This window comes from Mycobacterium sp. M23085, from assembly GCF_045343915.1.
Taxonomy (GTDB): domain Bacteria; phylum Actinomycetota; class Actinomycetes; order Mycobacteriales; family Mycobacteriaceae; genus Mycobacterium.
Genome location: NZ_CP174280.1, coordinates 856,994 through 874,404, shown reverse-complemented (window position 1 = coordinate 874,404; position 17,411 = coordinate 856,994). Strand labels below are relative to the sequence as shown.

The 17,411-nt window shown below is 68.5% G+C and carries 13 protein-coding genes, 2 pseudogenes and 1 riboswitch; of the genes and pseudogenes, 11 read left to right on the top strand and 4 right to left on the bottom strand.

All coding sequences use genetic code 11. The features are described from left to right. Positions 1–757: 757 nt before the first annotated feature. The 4 genes and pseudogenes from ACIUM1_RS03635 to ileS all read left to right on the top strand — a co-directional run bounded on the left by ACIUM1_RS03635 (position 758) and on the right by ileS (position 6,866). Positions 758–1,330, top strand: a complete 573-nt coding sequence (locus ACIUM1_RS03635; protein ID WP_406815925.1) for a carboxymuconolactone decarboxylase family protein — start codon at positions 758–760, stop codon at positions 1,328–1,330. Between the two features lie 127 nt (positions 1,331–1,457). Beyond that, positions 1,458–2,581 (top strand): annotated as a pseudogene (locus ACIUM1_RS03630) (NAD(P)H-dependent flavin oxidoreductase). 138 nt (positions 2,582–2,719) lie between these two features. Further along, a riboswitch (M-box (ykoK) riboswitch) is annotated at positions 2,720–2,906 on the top strand. Positions 2,907–3,190: 284 nt separating this feature from the next. After that, a complete protein-coding gene (locus ACIUM1_RS03625) occupies positions 3,191–3,436 on the top strand; it encodes an Rv1535 family protein (RefSeq protein WP_406815924.1) in 246 nt (81 codons plus the stop codon). 313 nt (positions 3,437–3,749) lie between these two features. Then, complete coding sequence (gene ileS, locus ACIUM1_RS03620; protein ID WP_406817513.1) at positions 3,750–6,866, top strand: isoleucine--tRNA ligase; 3,117 nt, start codon at positions 3,750–3,752, stop codon at positions 6,864–6,866. A 7-nt stretch (positions 6,867–6,873) separates the two neighbouring features. On the opposite strand, the gene ACIUM1_RS03615 is transcribed toward ileS, so the two are convergent. After that, positions 6,874–7,395: a hypothetical protein gene (locus ACIUM1_RS03615; RefSeq protein ID WP_406815923.1), complete on the bottom strand. Its 522-nt coding sequence runs from the start codon at positions 7,393–7,395 to the stop codon at positions 6,874–6,876. A gap of 137 nt (positions 7,396–7,532) precedes the next feature. Between ACIUM1_RS03615 and ACIUM1_RS03610 the strand changes: the two genes are divergently transcribed. After that, positions 7,533–8,927 (top strand): DNA polymerase IV, encoded by a 1,395-nt coding sequence (locus tag ACIUM1_RS03610; protein WP_406817512.1) that lies wholly within the window; start codon positions 7,533–7,535, stop codon positions 8,925–8,927. On the opposite strand, the gene ACIUM1_RS03605 is transcribed toward ACIUM1_RS03610, so the two are convergent. Next, entirely contained in the window at positions 8,892–9,848 is a 957-nt protein-coding gene (locus tag ACIUM1_RS03605; protein ID WP_406815922.1) for an asparaginase, read from the bottom strand. The two genes, ACIUM1_RS03610 and ACIUM1_RS03605, sit on opposite strands and share 36 nt — an antisense overlap. Positions 9,849–9,902: 54 nt before the next feature. On the opposite strand from ACIUM1_RS03605, the gene lspA reads away from it, so the two are divergent. Both lspA and ACIUM1_RS03595 read left to right on the top strand, forming a co-directional pair. Beyond that, positions 9,903–10,553, top strand: a complete 651-nt coding sequence (lspA, locus tag ACIUM1_RS03600; protein ID WP_406815921.1) for a signal peptidase II — start codon at positions 9,903–9,905, stop codon at positions 10,551–10,553. Then, positions 10,546–11,472 carry an RluA family pseudouridine synthase gene (locus ACIUM1_RS03595; protein ID WP_406815920.1) on the top strand — a complete coding sequence of 309 codons (927 nt, stop codon included), beginning with the start codon at positions 10,546–10,548 and terminating at the stop codon, positions 11,470–11,472. Before lspA ends, ACIUM1_RS03595 begins: the two co-directional genes overlap by 8 nt. Position 11,473: 1 nt before the next feature. Here ACIUM1_RS03595 and ACIUM1_RS03590 read toward each other — a convergent pair whose 3' ends face one another. Next, the gene (locus ACIUM1_RS03590; RefSeq protein WP_406815919.1) at positions 11,474–12,232 is read right to left on the bottom strand and encodes a class I SAM-dependent methyltransferase; all 759 of its coding nucleotides are present in this window, start codon (positions 12,230–12,232) and stop codon (positions 11,474–11,476) included. A gap of 90 nt (positions 12,233–12,322) precedes the next feature. Next, positions 12,323–12,430, bottom strand: a pseudogene (locus ACIUM1_RS03585) (group 1 truncated hemoglobin); the annotation flags it as partial. Between the two features lie 305 nt (positions 12,431–12,735). On the opposite strand from ACIUM1_RS03585, the gene ACIUM1_RS03580 reads away from it, so the two are divergent. From ACIUM1_RS03580 to ACIUM1_RS03565, 4 genes are all read left to right on the top strand, one after another. Beyond that, positions 12,736–13,776, top strand: a complete 1,041-nt coding sequence (locus ACIUM1_RS03580; RefSeq protein ID WP_406815918.1) for an SDR family NAD(P)-dependent oxidoreductase — start codon at positions 12,736–12,738, stop codon at positions 13,774–13,776. A 4-nt stretch (positions 13,777–13,780) separates the two neighbouring features. After that, positions 13,781–14,584 (top strand): SDR family NAD(P)-dependent oxidoreductase, encoded by an 804-nt coding sequence (locus ACIUM1_RS03575; RefSeq protein WP_406815917.1) that lies wholly within the window; start codon positions 13,781–13,783, stop codon positions 14,582–14,584. 26 nt (positions 14,585–14,610) lie between these two features. Beyond that, entirely contained in the window at positions 14,611–16,863 is a 2,253-nt protein-coding gene (locus ACIUM1_RS03570; RefSeq protein WP_406815916.1) for an MMPL family transporter, read from the top strand. Positions 16,864–16,932: 69 nt separating this feature from the next. After that, positions 16,933–17,364: an SRPBCC family protein gene (locus tag ACIUM1_RS03565; protein ID WP_406815915.1), complete on the top strand. Its 432-nt coding sequence runs from the start codon at positions 16,933–16,935 to the stop codon at positions 17,362–17,364. Positions 17,365–17,411 lie beyond the last annotated feature (47 nt).

Sequence of the window (17,411 nt, the reverse complement as noted above, 5' to 3'; positions counted from 1 at the left end):
GAAATCTACTGTTTAAGTGATTCACAAGACATGTAGTTTGAATAACCCTAGACTTACGGGGTGGTCCCCTTTACAGTTGCTAGCTGTTGCACTCATGTTGACTGCGGGGTCCTCGGAGCGGGTGAGCGACCGTTCGGGTGGCGCACGCCTTCCAATTTCGTCGTCGGGCCAACGACGAGGAGTAACGACAATTGCGGTCAGTCTTTGCCGACCGGGGATCCCGTCTGATCAACCGGATACCCAAGGCAAACGGTGTCGACGTGGACGCCTGCTGGCCCCAATATGCAGCAGAGCGAGGGAAGCACCGATGACCGAAGTGCAATGCGAACGATGCACCAGAACTGTCATGGCATCCAATGGGCCACCGTCACGGTCGGCCCTGCAGTCGCTGGGGTGGACCGTCATCGACGGTGACCGGTATTACTGCCCCGTCCACAGCGGAGAAGAGTACGCAGCCAGGGCTATGTGAAGACGGCCCCTGCGGCATGGCGCGGCGTCTCGTCCACGTGACCGGAGCCACTGACCCGGCCGACATTCGGGCCCGGCTGGGTCAGCGGCTCCTCACGTATGTCGTGCCACCTGGGGCCTGACGTCGCACACGCGCCGCGTCAGTCCGGCTGATGGCGCACCGGGGGTCGAATTCCTTTGAGCGCGTTGGCAGATCTCCCACTGCCGAGCTGACCGCCGAGCCCCCTGTGCCTGACTACCATGACGGTAGAACGCGACGGTACCGCCCGCACGGAGGAGTGCTCATCCGATGACAACAGCGCGCCTGCCTCGACTACCGCTCGACGAAGCCAAGGCCGCCGCCGACGAAGCGGCCGTCCCCAACTACATGGCCGAACTCAGCATCTTCCAGGTGCTGCTCAACCATCCGCCACTGGCGCGCGGCATCAACGACCTGCTGGCCACCATGCTCTGGCATGGAACCCTCGACTCGCGGTTGCGCGAGCTGGTGATCATGCGGATCGGCTGGCTCACCGCCTGTGACTACGAATGGACGCAGCACTGGCGGGTCGCATCACGGCTCGGTGTTCCGGCCGACGATCTGCTGGGCGTGCGGGACTGGCCGAACCACGCCGGTTTTGGCTCCATCGAGCGCGCCGTGCTCGCGGCCACCGACGACGTGGTGCGCGACGGTGCGGTCAGCGCCGCCAACTGGGCGGCGTGCGAGCGCGAATTCAACGGTGACACAACGATTCTCGTCGAGCTGGTCACCGTGATCGGTGCCTGGCGGATGGTGGCGTCGATCCTGCAGAGCTTGGAGGTGCCGTTGGAGGAAGGCGTGTCGAGCTGGCCGCCGGACGGCCGGTCGCCCCATCGGCCCTAGGGGCGATCGCGAGCGCGGCGCAGCCGGGCGAAGCGGGTCGCCCCATCCGCCCTAGGGGCGCCCGCACTGAATTGCCCAGGCCCCGTGGCCGATTGACTTGGCAATGGATAACTCTTAGCGTCGGGCAATGAGAACCAGGGTCGCCGAGATGCTCGGAGTGGAATTCCCGATCTGCGCCTTCAGCCACTGCCGCGACGTGGTGGCCGCCGTGACCACGCGGGCGGGTTCGGGATCCTGGGCGCCACCGCCCACAGTCCCAAACGCCTGCAGAACGAGCTGACCTGGATCGAGGAGCAGACCGGGGGCAAACCCTACGGGGTCGACCTGCTGCTGCCGCCCAAATACATCGGTGTCGAGCAAGGCGGCATCGACACCACCCAGGCCCGCACCCTGCTGCCCGAGGAGCACCGCGCGTTCGTCGAGGATCTGCTGGCGCGCTACGGAATCACGGCGACCGCCGAGGAGCCGCGCGGATCGATCGGTGGCCTGAACATCTCGCCCAAGACCTATGAGCCGCTGCTCGACGTGGCCTTCTCCCACAACATCCGGCTGATCGCCAGCGCGCTCGGCCCGCCCCCGGCGGACCTCGTCGACCGCGCGCACGACCACGACGTGCTGGTGGCCGCGCTGGCCGGGACCACCCGGCACGCACAACGGCACGCCGCCGCGGGCGTCGACCTGATCGTCGCGCAGGGCACCGAGGCGGGCGGTCACACCGGCGAAGTGGCGACCATGGTCCTGGTCCCCGAGGTCGTCGATGCCGTGGCCCCGGTGCCCGTCCTGGCCGCCGGCGGAATCGCCCGCGGCCGCCAGATCGCCGCGGCGCTGGCCCTGGGCGCCGAGGGAGTGTGGTGCGGCTCGGTCTGGCTGACCACCGAAGAGGCCGAGACGGTGCCGGTGGTCAAGGAGAAATTCCTGGCCGCCAGCTCGTCGGACACGGTGCGGTCGCGCTCGATGACGGGCAAGCCGGCGCGGATGCTGCGCACCGCCTGGACCGACGAGTGGGAGCGCCCGGAAAACCCGGATCCGCTGGGCATGCCGTTGCAGACCGCGCTGATCACCGAGCCGCAGGTGCGCATCAACCAGGCCGCCGCCCACCAGGGCGCCAAGGCGCGTGAGCTGGCCACCTATTTTGTCGGGCAGGTGGTGGGCTCGCTCGATCGCGTTCGTTCCACCCGCTCGGTTGTGCTCGACATGGTCGACGAGTTCATCGACACCATCGGCCGGCTCGACGGCCTGATCGACAAGTGATCCGACGGGTCATCTGCCCAGGTCAGGGCCCTGAACCTGGCCGAATGCTGTGGGCCTCCCGCGCGATTGCGTAGAGAATCCCCGACACGCTATCCAGGGATTTGACCCGGCCAAACCCGTCGTGCATCATCGGTCCGGTAAGCACCTCGTTAGGTGAGGCGTCTACACGAATACAGGCCACTGACCCCGAACGTCGAAAGACGCCCCGGGTCAGGACAGCTCCTCCCGGCTTAAGGGTTGAGCCCAGGTGGCTTCCGGCTCGGATTTGTTCTTCCAGGCCAGGACACGTCGTGTGGTGCCAAAGCTCTGACGAGAGGGGTGCGGATCTCCGACGGTCGTCGGGTTCTGCTCCTCTGCTGCGCATAGATTGCATGCGACCGCGCATGCGTCGTGACCGCGAGGAGGTGAGGGACAGATGCGTTCTAGCGACAGTCCGGACCGAAGTCCGAACTGTGTTTCGTCCCGATCCGGTCTCCGGCGCGACCTTCTCGGCTGAGTCGTCGCAACGCTACGTCGTTATCGGCCAAGCGTTCTGAGATCGGAACCAACGCGGGATGGGACACATCAGTCCAATCAGTCCCCGTTGGTTCTCCCCTCTAGGAGGCGATAATGACCGCAGCTTTCTACGACGTAGCCGAAGCGCCCACCCGCACACTGACCGTGGTGCGCGACCCCGACACCTTTCCGGCCCCCGCCCCGGCTCCCGAGGCCAAGCGCCGCCGCCGCTCCGGCAACGCGGCTTTCGGCGCCGGTGGCGACCCGCTGGTGGACGGCGCCGCTCGCCTGCTGAGCGTTCCGCTGCGTCACGTGTACGCCGCGCTGTGGCGCGTCGGTGTCCTCGAAGTCCGGGCCTGAAAGCAATTCCGATGAACGTCGGGCAAAACGCGGATTTGCGGGCCTTCGTAGAATCGTCTTACTGGCATCGATCCGGCCATCACCGGGGAGCCTTCGGAAGAACCGCCGTCCTGGCATGCCGGGCCGGCTCAGTAGAACCGAACGGGTAGGCCCGTCACAGCCGTCATCGAGTGGCCACGCGAAAGCGCGGCAAGCGGGGTGGTACCGCGGCGCTCGCGCAGCCAGCGCGTCGTCGTCCCCGGTTTGCACCGTGGCACAGGAGACAACGCGCAACGTGACCGACCATTCCGAAGCTGACCTCGAGGCTCAGCCGGTGGACTCCGTCCAGGCCTACCCGAGGCCGGCCGGCGGGGCGCCCGACTTTCCGGCGCTCGAGCTCGAGGTGCTGGACTACTGGGCCCGCGACGACACCTTCCGGGCCAGCATCGCGCGGCGTGCCGACGCCCCGGAATACGTGTTTTACGACGGCCCGCCGTTCGCCAACGGGCTGCCGCACTACGGGCACCTGCTGACCGGCTACGTCAAAGACATCGTGCCGCGCTACCGCACCATGCGCGGCTACCGGGTGGAGCGCCGCTTCGGCTGGGACACCCACGGCCTGCCGGCCGAACTCGAGGTCGAGCGCCAGCTCGGCATCACCGACAAATCGCAGATCGACGACATGGGCATCGCCGCGTTCAACGACGCGTGCCGGGCCTCGGTTTTGCGCTACACCGACGAATGGCGGGCCTACGTCACCCGCCAGGCGCGCTGGGTGGACTTCGACAACGACTACAAGACGCTGGACCTGCCCTACATGGAGTCGGTGATCTGGGCGTTCAAACGACTGTGGGACAAGGGCCTCACCTACGAGGGCTACCGGGTGCTGCCGTACTGCTGGCGCGACGAAACCCCGTTGTCCAACCACGAATTGCGGATGGACGACGACGTCTACCAGAGCCGCCAGGACCCCGCCCTGACGGTGGGGTTCAGGGTGGTCGGCGGTCCGCTGGACGGGGCCCACCTGCTGGTGTGGACGACCACACCGTGGACCCTGCCCTCGAACCTCGCCGTCGCCGTCAATCCCGACGTGACGTACGTGCAGGTGCGGGTGGGGGACCGGCGCTTCGTGCTGGCCGAACCGCGGCTGGCCGGCTACGCCCGCGAGCTGGGGGAAGAACCCGAGATCCTGTCCACCCATCTGGGCGCCGACCTGCTCGGCACCCGCTACCTGCCGCCGTTTCCGTATTTCATGGATACGGCCAACGCCTTTCAGGTACTGCCCGGTGAGTTCGTCACCACCGAGGACGGTACCGGCATCGTGCACATGGCGCCGGCCTACGGCGAGGACGACATGGCGGTTTCAGAGGCGGCCGGCATCGTGCCGGTCACCCCCGTCGACTCCAAGGGCCGATTCGATGCCACCGTCCCGGATTACCAGGGGCAGCACGTGTTTGACGCCAACCCGCACATCATCCGCGACCTGAAGAACGGCACCGGTCCGGCCGCGGCCAACGGGGCGGTGCTGCTGCGCCACGAAACCTACGAGCACCCCTACCCGCACTGCTGGCGCTGCCGCAACCCGCTGATCTATCGGGCGGTGTCGTCGTGGTTCGTCGCGGTCACCGAATTCCGGGACCGCATGGTCGAACTCAACCAGGAGATCACCTGGTATCCCGAGCATGTCAAGGAGGGCCAGTTCGGCAAGTGGCTGCAGGGCGCCCGCGATTGGTCGATATCCCGAAACCGCTACTGGGGCACCCCGATTCCGGTGTGGAAATCCGACGACCCCGCGTACCCGCGCATCGACGTCTACGGCAGCCTCGACGAACTCGAACGCGACTTCGGGGTGCGGCCCACCAACCTCCACCGGCCCTTCATCGACGAGCTGACTAGGCCCAACCCCGACGACCCGACCGGGGCCAGCACGATGCGGCGGATCCCCGACGTGCTCGACGTGTGGTTCGACTCGGGCTCGATGCCGTATGCCCAGGTGCACTTCCCTTTCGAGAACGAGCAGTGGTTCGACACCCACTATCCCGGTGACTTCATCGTCGAGTACATCGGGCAGACCCGCGGCTGGTTCTACACCCTGCACGTGCTGGCCACCGCGCTGTTCGACCGGCCCGCTTTCAAAACCTGTGTGGCACATGGCATCGTGCTGGGCTCCGACGGCCAGAAGATGAGCAAGTCGCTGCGCAACTATCCCGATGTCAGCGAGGTGTTCGACCGGGACGGCTCCGACGCCATGCGCTGGTTCCTGATGGCCTCGCCGATCCTGCGTGGCGGCAACCTGATCGTCACCGAGCAGGCCATCCGCGAGGGCGTGCGCCAGGTGCTGCTGCCGTTCTGGAACGCCTACAGCTTCCTGGCCCTCTACGCGCCCAAAGTCGGCACCTGGCGCACCGATTCGACGCAGGTGCTGGACCGCTACATCCTGGCCAAGCTCGCCGAGCTGCGCGACGACCTGACCCACGAGATGGACACCTGCGACATCTCCCGGGCCTGCGAGCAGCTGCGCCAGTTCACCGAGGCGCTGACGAACTGGTATGTGCGACGGTCGCGTTCGCGGTTCTGGGAGGAGGATGTCGACGCCATCGACACCCTGCACACCGTGCTGGAGGTGACGGCGCGGCTGGCCGCGCCGCTGCTGCCGTCGGTGACCGAGATCGTCTGGCGCAGCCTGACTTCGCAGCGGTCGGTGCACCTGACCGATTGGCCGCAAGCCGGTGACCTGCCCGCCGACCCCGACCTGGTCGCCGCGATGGACCAGGTCCGCGAGGTCTGCTCGGCCGCGTCCTCGCTGCGCAAGGCCAAGAAGCTGCGGGTGCGGCTGCCGCTGCCGAAACTGACTGTGGCGGTGCAGGATCCGCAACGGCTGGAGCCGTTCGTCGACCTGATCGCCGACGAGCTCAACGTCAAGAGCGTCGAGCTGACCGATGCGATCGACACCTACGGCCGCTTCGAACTCACCGTCAACGCCCGGGTGGCCGGGCCGCGGCTGGGTAAGGACGTGCAGGCGGCGATCAAGGCGGTCAAGGCCGGGGAGGGCGTCGTCAACCCGGACGGCACCCTGACCGCCGGGCCCGCGGTCCTGCAACCCGAGGAATACAGTTCACGGCTGGTGGCGGCCGACCCGGAATTCACCGCGGCCCTGCCCGACGGGGCGGGCCTGGTGGTGCTGGACGGCACGGTGACCCCGGAGCTCGAGGCCGAAGGCTGGGCCAAGGACCGGATCCGCGAGCTGCAGGAGCTGCGCAAGTCGACGGGTTTGGATGTCTCCGACCGGATTTCGGTGGTGATGGCGGTGCCCGCCGAGCGTGCCGACTGGGCGCGCGCCCACCGCGACCTCATCGCGGGCGAAATCCTGGCCACCAGTTTCGAATTCGGCGAGCCGGCCGACGGGGCCGAAATCGGTGACGGCGTGCGGGTGAGCATCGCCAAGGCGTAGGCGGCGGTCAGGCCCGAGAACGCAGCGCCCGGTGGGCATGCGGCCAGAACGGCATTCCCGCCACCACGGTCGCGCCGGCGGCGATCAGGCCGACCGCGACGTCGACGCTCTCACGGCCCTCCGATGCCCAGTAGACATCCTTGAGGTCCAACAGCAGCGCCAGCTCGTCGACGATCATGGCGTTGGCGGCGCCGTAGGCCACCGCCGCCGCCGGGTGCCGCCGTTGCCTGTCGCTGCCGCGCAGCCCCACACCGGCCACCGTCGCCAGCATCCCGATGCCGATGTTGTAGTGATGAAAATGCCTGCCGCCCAAAGATATACCGCCGCCGGAAGGTCCATGGCCGGCGCGTATCCAGTGCGTGAGGCCGCGCAACCCGGCGAAGGTGAGGGTGAACGACGCCCAGGCCAGCACCGTGGTCTGCTCCCCGGGTTGCAGGCGCTGGTTCCATTGATGGCGCAACCGAGCCCATCGCGTGGCGGGCGCTGCTGTCTCGGGCGACGCCGCCGCGTTGCCGGGCCCGGCGGTCACCAGGCGGCCTCGGCGGCCTCGGCCCAGCGGTCCGGGCTGACGATCCGGCGGTGCGCAAGGTTGATGGCCATGCAAAAACGGTAGTCCAACTGGCGCTTCGGGTGGGCCCTAGCATCGATCGTGTGGAGTCGCGGTGGGTGCTGCACCTGGACATGGATGCGTTCTTCGCCTCCGTCGAGCAACTCACCCGTCCGACGCTGCGCGGTCGCCCGGTGTTGGTCGGCGGGGTGGGCGGGCGCGGCGTGGTGGCCGGGGCCAGCTACGAGGCGCGCGTGTTCGGGGCGCGCTCGGCCATGCCGATGCATCAGGCCCGCCGGCTGGTCGGGGTGAATGCGGTGGTGCTGCCGCCGCGCGGTGTGGTGTACGGGCTGGCCAGCCGGCGCGTCTTCGACACCATCCGCGCGGTGGTGCCCGTAGTCGAGCAGTTGTCCTTCGACGAGGGATTCGGCGAGCCCGCCCAGCTGGTCGGGGCGTCCGCCGAGGATGTCGAGGCGTTCTGCGAGGACCTGCGGCGACGGGTCCGCGACACCACCGGCCTGATCGCTTCGGTGGGCGCGGGCTCCGGCAAGCAGATCGCCAAGATCGCCTCCGGACTGGCCAAGCCCGACGGGGTCCGGGTGGTGCGTCGCGCCGAAGAGCGGGTGTTGCTCGGCGGCCTGCCGGTGCGCCGGCTGTGGGGGATCGGCCCGGTCGCCGAGGAGAGGCTGCATCGGCTCGGCATCGAGACCGTCGGCGAGCTGGCCGCCCTCACCGAAGCCGAGGCGGCCAACATCTTGGGCGCCACGATCGGGCCGGCGCTGCACCGGCTGGCCCGCGGGATCGACGACCGCCCGGTCGCCGAGCGCGCCGAGGCCAAGCAGATCAGCTCCGAATCGACCTTCGCCGCCGACCTGACCAGCCTGGAGCAGTTGCGGGAGGCCATCGAGCCGATCGCCGAGCACGCCCATCACCGCCTGCTGCGCGACGGCCGCGGCGCCCGCACCGTGACCGTCAAGCTGAAGAAATCCGACATGAGCACGCTGACCCGGTCCGCGACGCTGCCCTACGCCACCACCGAGGTCGCGGCCCTGCTGGGCATGGCCCGGCGGCTGCTGCTCGATCCGCGCGAGATCGGGCCGATTCGCCTTCTCGGCGTGGGCTTTTCGGGGCTGAGCGACGTGCGCCAGGAATCGCTGTTCCCGGACCTGGAACTGCCGGATCCGCAACCGGATGCACCATCCGTCGAAACCGCGACCGAGGCCATGTTCGCCCCGGGACCCGACGATGCCGGGTGGCGGATCGGCGACGACGTCGCCCATCGCGAGCTCGGGCACGGCTGGGTGCAGGGCGCGGGACACGGCGTGGTCACCGCCCGATTCGAAACCCGCAGCTCCGGCCCCGGACCGGCCCGGACCTTTCCCGCCGACGGCGGCGACCTGGTGCGCGCCAACCCGATCGATTCGCTGGACTGGCCCGACTACGCCGGCGGGCTGCAGGCCTCCGAAGTCAGAGCGCTGTCAGCCCCAGCGGGCGAGGACGTCGGCGACCGGTAGCCCGGCGGCCAGCGCGGCGATCAGCAGGACCCGCGCCTGAGGCGGACGCAGCCGCGGCACCAGCACCGCCCCGGCGGCCGCCATGGCGTGCCCGGGACCATAGCTGGCGCCGACCCGCCCGCCGGGGACGCGGGTGGACACCGCGACGACGACCCCGTCGCCGCAGTGCCGGCGCACCGCGTCAACCACCGCGGGCCCGGCGTTGCCCGAACCGAGCGCCTCGAGCACCACGCCCCGCGCCCCGGCGGCCACGCACGCATCGAGCGCTACCGCGTCGCTGCCCAGGTACGCCGTGACGATGTCGACGCGCGGCGCCGCGGCGGCCCGCAGCTCGCCGACGTAGGGCCGCGTCTTGGGCCCGGTCAGCTTCACCTCACCGGCCACGGCGCCGACCAGCTGACCCGCGAAGCCGCTCAAATCCTCGGTGGCCACCTTGCTGATGCCCAGCGGTTGCAGCACCCGGCCGGCGAAACACAGCACCACACCCAGGTCGCGGGCGGCCGGGCTGGCCGCCACGGCCAGGGCGTCGCGCAGATTGCCCGGGCCGTCCGCGTCGGGGGCGTCGGCGCTGCGCATGGCGCCGGTCAGCACGACCGGGGCCTGGCCCGAATAGGTGAGATCGAGCCACAGCGCGCTTTCTTCCATGGTGTCGGTGCCGTGCAGCACCACCACGCCGTCGGCGCCGCCGTCGACCGCGGCCGTCACCGCATCGCGGATCCGGTCCCAGTCGGCCAGCGTCAGCTCCGAGCTGTCGACGGCCAGCAGGTCAACGACCTCCACATCGTGCTGGTCGCGGAAGGGCGCCGTCAGATCCGCCCCGCTATAGGAAGGTCGGTGCACCCCGTCGGCGCCGGTGCCGGTCGATATCGTGCCGCCGGTGGCGATAACGGTGAGCCGGGCCATGGTGGCATCATTGCGCATCGGCGCTGGGCGAACATGGCTAGCCTGCGCGGGGCAGTAGGGGATGATGGGCAGGTGCCTGAAGAACCAACGAACTCGACTGAGCCGGTGACCTCAGCCGAAGAGGCGGGTGACGCCGCCCCGGTCGAGCGGGACGCGGAACCCGAAACCGTCGCGGCACCCGAACCCGCGCCCCGGCGGCTGCGGCTGCTGCTGTCGATCGCGGCGATAGTCCTGGCCCTCGATGTCGTCACCAAGGTGCTCGCCGTCAAACTGCTGCCGCCCGGTCAGCCGGTGCCGATCATCGGCGACACGGTGACCTGGACCCTGGTGCGCAATTCGGGCGCGGCCTTCTCGATGGCGACCGGATACACCTGGTTGCTGACCCTGATCGCCACCGGCGTGGTGGTCGGCATCTTCTGGATGGGGCGGCGGCTGGTGTCGCCCTGGTGGGCGGTGGGACTGGGCATGATTCTCGGCGGCGCCATGGGCAACCTGGTCGATCGCTTCTTCCGCGCCCCCGGACCGCTGCGCGGCCACGTGGTGGACTTCTTGTCGGTCGGCTGGTGGCCGGTGTTCAACGTGGCGGACCCGTCGGTGGTCGGCGGCGCCATCTTGCTGGTGGTGCTGTCGATTTTCGGATTCGACTTCGATTCGCCTGGGCGGCGCACCGCCAACGACCGGCGCAACGACGAGGGCGACGGCGGAGACCGCACGGGTGACTGACCGCTCGATGCCCGTCCCGGAGGGCCTGGCGGGCATGCGTGTCGACGCCGGGCTGGCGCGGCTGCTGGGGCTGTCGCGCAGCGCGGCGGCGGCGATCGCCGAAGACGGCGGCGTCGAACTCGACGGCGTCCAGGCCGGCAAGTCCGACCGGCTGACCGGCGGTGCCTGGCTGCAGGTGCGGCTGCCCGAGGCGCCGGCGCCGCTGCAGAACACGCCGGTCGACATCGAGGGCATGACGATCCTGTATTCCGACGACGACATCGTCGCGGTCGACAAGCCGGCGGCGGTGGCCGCGCACGCCTCGGTCGGCTGGACCGGACCCACGGTGCTCGGCGGGCTGGCCGCCGCCGGCTACCGGATCACCACCTCGGGGGTGCCAGAGCGGCAGGGCATCGTGCACCGCCTCGATGTCGGCACGTCGGGGGTGATGGTGGTGGCGCTGTCCGAGCGCGCCTACACCGTGCTCAAGCGGGCGTTCAAGCAGCGCACCGTGGACAAGCGCTATCACGCGCTGGTGCAGGGGTATCTGGACCCGTCCAGCGGCACCATCGATGCGCCGATCGGACGTCACCGTGGCGGCGAGTGGAAGTTCGCGGTCACCAAGGACGGCCGGCACAGCCTGACCCACTACGACACCGTGGAGGCCTTCGTCGCGGCCAGCCTTCTGGACGTGCATCTGGAAACCGGCCGCACCCACCAGATCCGGGTGCATTTCTCCGCGCTGCATCACCCGTGCTGCGGTGACCTGGTCTACGGCGCCGACCCCAAGCTGGCGAAAAGGCTTGGCCTGGAACGCCAATGGCTGCACGCCCGTTCGCTGTCGTTCGCCCACCCGGCCGACGGCAGGCGGATCGAGATCGTCAGTCCGTATCCGGCTGATCTGCAGCACGCGCTGGACGTGTTGCGCGCCGAGGGCTGACTCAGCCGGGCTTGCGTGCCTCGACGAGGACCCTGGTCGAGTACGTGACGAACGGGCCGTCGGCGCCGATCCGCTCGTGCAGCTCCCGCAGCTTCTCCCGGTAGCGCTGCACGCTGAAGTCCGGCACGGACCAGATCACCTTGCGCAGGAAGTACACGACGGCGCCGACGTCGAAGAACTCGGCCCGCATCCGCTCCATTCGCAGGTCGACGACCTGCAGCCCCACCTCCTCGACCTGCGCGCGCACGGCGTCCGGGTGGAATTCGGCCCACTTCTCCGGCTGCGGCCCGATGAAGTATTCAACCAGTTCGCCCATGGTGGCCGGGCCGATGTGCTGGGCGAAGTAGGTGCCGCCCGGCCGCAGCACCCGACGGATCTCGGTCCACCAGACGGAGATCGGGTGACGCGTGGTGACCAGGTCGAACGCGTCGTCGCCGAACGGCAGCGGCGGCTCATCGCGAGTCGCGACGACCACCACGCCGAGCGGGTGCAGGCGCTGGGTGGCCAGCGCCGCGTTCGGCGGCCAGGTCTCGATGGCGGCCATGGTGGGCGGGAACGGTGCCGCACCCGACAGCACCTCACCGCCGCCGGTGTGGATGTCCAGCGCGGCCGACACCGTCGCGAACCGGCCGCTCAACAGGCGCTGGTAGCCCCACGACGGGCGTTCCTCGGTGGCCCGCCCGTCCAGCCACGAGAAATCCCAGCCGTCCACCGGGGCGGCCTCCGCCTCGGCTATCAGGTCGTCGAATGTGCGGTTCATGACAGACATTGTTCGCCCGGCGGGGCGCCGCCGTGCCGAGATTGCCGTCATGGTCGTGCCCGGGCGTTGAGTCACAGCCCTGACCGCAATCTCGGTGCGCTCCCCGGCGGCGGTCAGCGCGCCGGCCAAATGCCCGGCCACCAAACTGAAGTGGCGCATGGTGATCCCGCGGCCCTGGTGGGCCTGCTTCCTCGGAGCCTATCTGCCCAGAATTTTCATAAGCAGGATTGGAACATTTCGGCGTTGCTCGTCGGTTAGTCCGCAATCACGCCCGGATTGCCTTGTGTAACAAGCGGATTGCCGACAGCTGGCGGCTGTTCCCGGCGAACCGTGAGCGGGGGCGGCGCGCCATATGACGGCAATCTGCACCGGGGTGACAGACTGATGTCCTAGGTTGGCTTAATGACGCACGTCACATCACTCGCGCAGCCCCGTAAGGCGGTCATGGTCAACGGGCAGGCCAGTTGGGGTCGGGGGGCTTACATCATCAGGAGCGAAGGTCGATGAATCTCGGTGACATAACGAGTCTGGTGGAGAACTCGATCGGGAGCCTGGTGGAGAAGCCACTGGCCGCGGTGTCTCACATCGTCAACACGCCGAACTCGGCCGGACGGTACCGACCGTTCTATCTGAGGAACCTGCTGGACGCGGTGCAGGGCCGCACGCTCGAGGACGCCGTCGAGGGCAAGACCGCCCTGATCACCGGGGGCTCCTCGGGCATCGGGGAGGCCGCGGCCAAGAAGATCGCGGAAGCCGGTGCTGCGGTGGCGCTGGTGGCGCGCACCCGGGAGAACCTCGAAAAGGTCGCCGACGAGATCCGCGGGGCCGGCGGGGACGCCCACGTCTACCCGTGCGACCTGTCCGACATGGACGCCATCGCCGCGATGGCCGACCAGGTGCTCGACGAGCTGGGCGGCGTCGACATCCTGATCAACAACGCGGGACGATCGATCCGCCGCTCGCTGGAGCTGTCCTACGACCGGATCCACGACTATCAGCGGACCATGCAGCTCAACTACCTGGGCGCGGTCCAGCTGATCCTCAAGTTCGTCCCCGGCATGCGGGAACGCGGCTTCGGGCACATCGTCAACGTCTCCTCGGTCGGCGTGCAGACCCGCGCCCCACGCTTCGGCGCCTACATCGCCAGCAAGGCCGCGCTGGACAGCCTGTGCGACTCGTTGCAGGCCGAGACCGTCAACGACGGCGTGCGGTTCACCACGGTGCACATGGCGCTGGTGCGCACCCCGATGATCAGCCCGACCACGCTCTACGACAAGTTCCCGGCGCTCACCCCCGAGCAGGCGGCCGGGGTGATCGCGGACGCGATCGTGCACCGGCCCCGCCGGGCCAGCTCGCCGTTCGGGCAGTTCGCCGCGCTCGCCGATGCGGTCAACCCGGCGGTGATGGACCGGGTGCGCAACCGGGCGTTTGAAATGTTCGGCGACTCCGATGCCGCGAAGGGCGATGAATCCTCAACCGAGGCAACGAAATTCGATAAGAGAAGCGAGACGTTTGTGCGGGCGACCCGAGGGATACATTGGTAACACCATGAGCCTTCCAAAACCTGACATTCAGACCACCGTCGTCATCACCGGCGCCTCGTCCGGCATCGGCGCCGAACTGGCTCGCGGGTTGGCCCGTCGCGGCTTCCCGCTGTTGCTGGTGGCGCGGCGCCGGGAGCGCCTCGACGAGCTGGCCAACGAGGTCGGCCAGGAGTACTCGGTCGCCGTCGAGGTGCTGCCGCTGGATCTCAGCGACGGAAAGGCTCGCGCCAAACTGGCGAACCGGCTGCGCAGCGAGCCGATCGCCGGCCTGTGCAACAGCGCCGGTTTCGGCACCAGCGGGGTGTTCCACGAATTGCCGGTGGACCGCGAGAGCGAAGAGGTCACCCTCAACGCGCTCGCGTTGATGGAACTCACCCACGCGACGCTGCCCGGCATGGTCGAGCGCGGCGCCGGCGCGGTGATGAACATCGCGTCGATCGCGGGATTTCAACCGGTTCCCTTCATGGCGGTGTATTCGGCCACCAAGGCCTTCGTGCAGACGTTCTCCGAAGCGGTGCACGAGGAGCTGCACGGGACGGGGGTGTCGGTCACCTGCCTGTGCCCGGGGCCGGTGCCGACGGAGTGGGCCGAGATCGCCAACGCCGAGCGATTCAGCATCCCCATCGCGCAGGTATCGCCGCGCGACGTGGCCGAGGCGGCCATCGGCGGCATGCTGGCCGGCCGGCGCACGGTGGTGCCCGGCGTGGTGCCCAAGGTGGTCAGCACCGGCGGCCGATTCGCGCCGCGCAGCCTGCTGTTGCCGGGCATCCGGATCGGCAACCGATTCCGCGGCGGCCCCAAGAACTGAGGCGGGGCGCACAGGGAGGGCACCAGGTGTTACGGGGAGCCGCTCGACTCGCCATCATCGCGCCGCGCAGGATCGTCGCCGCGGCTTTCCTGGTCATGGTCGCGGCCGGAATTTTCGGCTTCTCCGCCCTTGACATGCTGTCGGCGGGCGGCTATCAGGATCCGTCGTCGCAGTCTGCACGGGCGCAGCGGGTGCTCGCGGAGAAGTTTGACTACGGCGACCAACAGATGGTTTTCGAAGTGACCACCGAGGCGGGCGCCCACAGCGAGTCCGCCCGAAAGGTGGCCACCGACATCGTCGCGCAGCTGAAAATGTCGCCGGACGTTGCGCAGGTCAGCTCGGCGTGGACCGTGCCGCCGCCCGTCGCGGCGAGCTTGATCAGCAAGGACGGTAAGACCGGGTTGATCGTCGCCGGCATTCGCGGCGGCGAGACCGGCGCCCAGAAGAACGCCGCGGCACTGGCGAAGAAACTCGCGCGCGATCGTGACGGAGTCACGGTGAAGGCGGGCGGCGAGGCACTGACGTATGCGCAGATCAACAGGCAGAGCGAAAAAGACCTGTTCGTCATGGAATCCATTGCGCTTCCATTGAGCTTCGTTGTGTTGGTGTGGGTGTTCGGCGGCATGCTCGCCGCGGCGATTCCGATGGCAGTGGGCGGCTTTGCCATCGTTTGCACCTTGGCGACGCTGCGAGCGATCACGCTCTTCGCCGACGTGTCGATATTCGCGCTCAACCTGACGGTGGCCATGGGACTGGCGTTGGCCATCGACTACACCCTGTTGATCATCAGCCGATACCGCGACGAGCTCGCCGACGGCATGCGGCGCGAGGATGCGCTGGTTCGCACCATGTGCACGGCCGGACGAACCGTGCTGTTCTCGGCGACGACCGTCGCACTGTCCATGGCCACGATGGTGCTGTTTCCGATGTACTTCCTGAAGTCGTTCGCCTACGCGGGCGTCGCGGTGGTCGCCTTGGCGGCCATTGCTGCGGTGGTGATTACGCCTGCCCTGATCGTGCTGCTCGGCGACCGGCTGGACTCGTTCAACGTGCGGCGGCTGATTCGCCGGGTGGGCGGGCGTCCCGAGCCGGTGTCAGGCCCGATCGAAGAGAGCTTCTTGTACCGCTCCACGAAAGCCGTGATGCGACGGCCGATTGTGATCGGCGTGGCGGTCATCGCGTTCCTGCTGGTGCTGGGGGCGCCTTTTCTCGGGGCGAATTGGGGCTTCTCCGACGACCGAGTGCTGCCGACATCGGCGTCGGCGCGGCAGGTCGGCGACGACATGCGCAGAAATTTCGCGATCAACACGGACAGGGACGTGACCGTCGTGATCCCCGATGCGTCCGGGTTGGCGCCCGGTGAGATCGAGCGCTATGCCGCCCAACTTTCGCAGGTGGCCGACGTCGTGTCCGTGTCGACGCCGGGCGGGACCTTCCAGAACGGCGCGCCGGTCGGGCCGCCTTCCGCACCCACCGGCGCGCAGGACGGCAGCGTCTTCCTCACGGTGCGCAGTGCCGCCGCGTTGTTCTCCACCGCATCGGAAAGACAGCTGGATCGTCTTCGGGCCATCGCCCGACCCGGCGGCCACGACGTCCTATTCACCGGCAGGCCGGAGATAAACCGCGACAGCGCGGGAGCGGTGACGTCGCGGCTGCCGCTTGTCTTGTCGATCATCGCGGTGATCACCTTCGTGCTGTTGTTCTTGTTGACCGGCAGTCTTGTAATGCCGCTGAAAGCCTTGGTGCTGAACGTCTTTTCGCTGACCGCTGCATTCGGCGCGCTGGTATGGATCTTCCAGGAAGGCCACCTGGGCGCTCTGGGTACCACGGCCAACGGCACCCTGATGGTCCACATGCCGGTGCTGCTGTTCTGCATCGCGTTCGGTCTCTCTATGGATTACGAGGTCTTCTTGGTGTCTCGGATCCGCGAACACTGGTTGGCCTCCGACCGAACGCCAGAGGATAACGACGAGGCCGTCGCGCAAGGCTTGGCTCGCTCGGGTCGGGTGGTGACTGCGGCGGCGCTGTTGATGTCGATCTCGTTCGCCGCGTTGATAGCCGCGCGGGTGTCGTTCATGAGGATGTTCGGTCTGGGACTCACTCTGGCGGTGGTGGTCGATGCGACGCTCGTTCGTATGCTGCTGCTTCCGGCGTTCATGCGCTTGATGGGCCGCGCCAACTGGTGGGCGCCCAAACCGTTGGTCAAGCTGCACGAGCGCATCGGCATCGACGAAGGAGAAGGCGAGGTTCGGCCTCGCGCCCTCAGTCCCGAACAGTGATTCGAGATTCGGCAGGCGCGCACTGCCGAACGGCGCCCGTCGTCGGTCGACACACTCTAGGCTCGGGCGATGGCTGCCGTGGACCTGACCGCCGATGTCCCGATGACCCCGCAGGACATGTGGGACCACGTCTCCGACCTGTCGGAGTTGGGCAACTGGCTGGTCATGCACGAGGCCTGGCGCAGCGACCTGCCCGACGAGATCGGCGAGGGGACCCAGATCGTCGGCGTGGCTCGGGCCAAGGGCCTGCGCAACCGGGTGACCTGGACGGTGACCACGTGGGACCCGCCGCACCGGGTGGCGATGGAGGGATCCGGCAAAGGCGGGGCCAAGTACGCCGTCACGCTCACCGTGCGGTCCACCGACGAGGGATCGACGCTGGGTTTGCGCCTCGAACTGGGCGGACGGCCGTTGTTCGGTCCGGTGGGCTCGGCGGCGGCGCGGGCCGTCAAGGGCGACGTGCAGAAGTCGCTGCAGAACTTCGTCGAGTTGTACGGGTAAACCCGCTCGCGGCGATCGCCGGCGTGGCAAGAGCCGGGCGCCGCGGA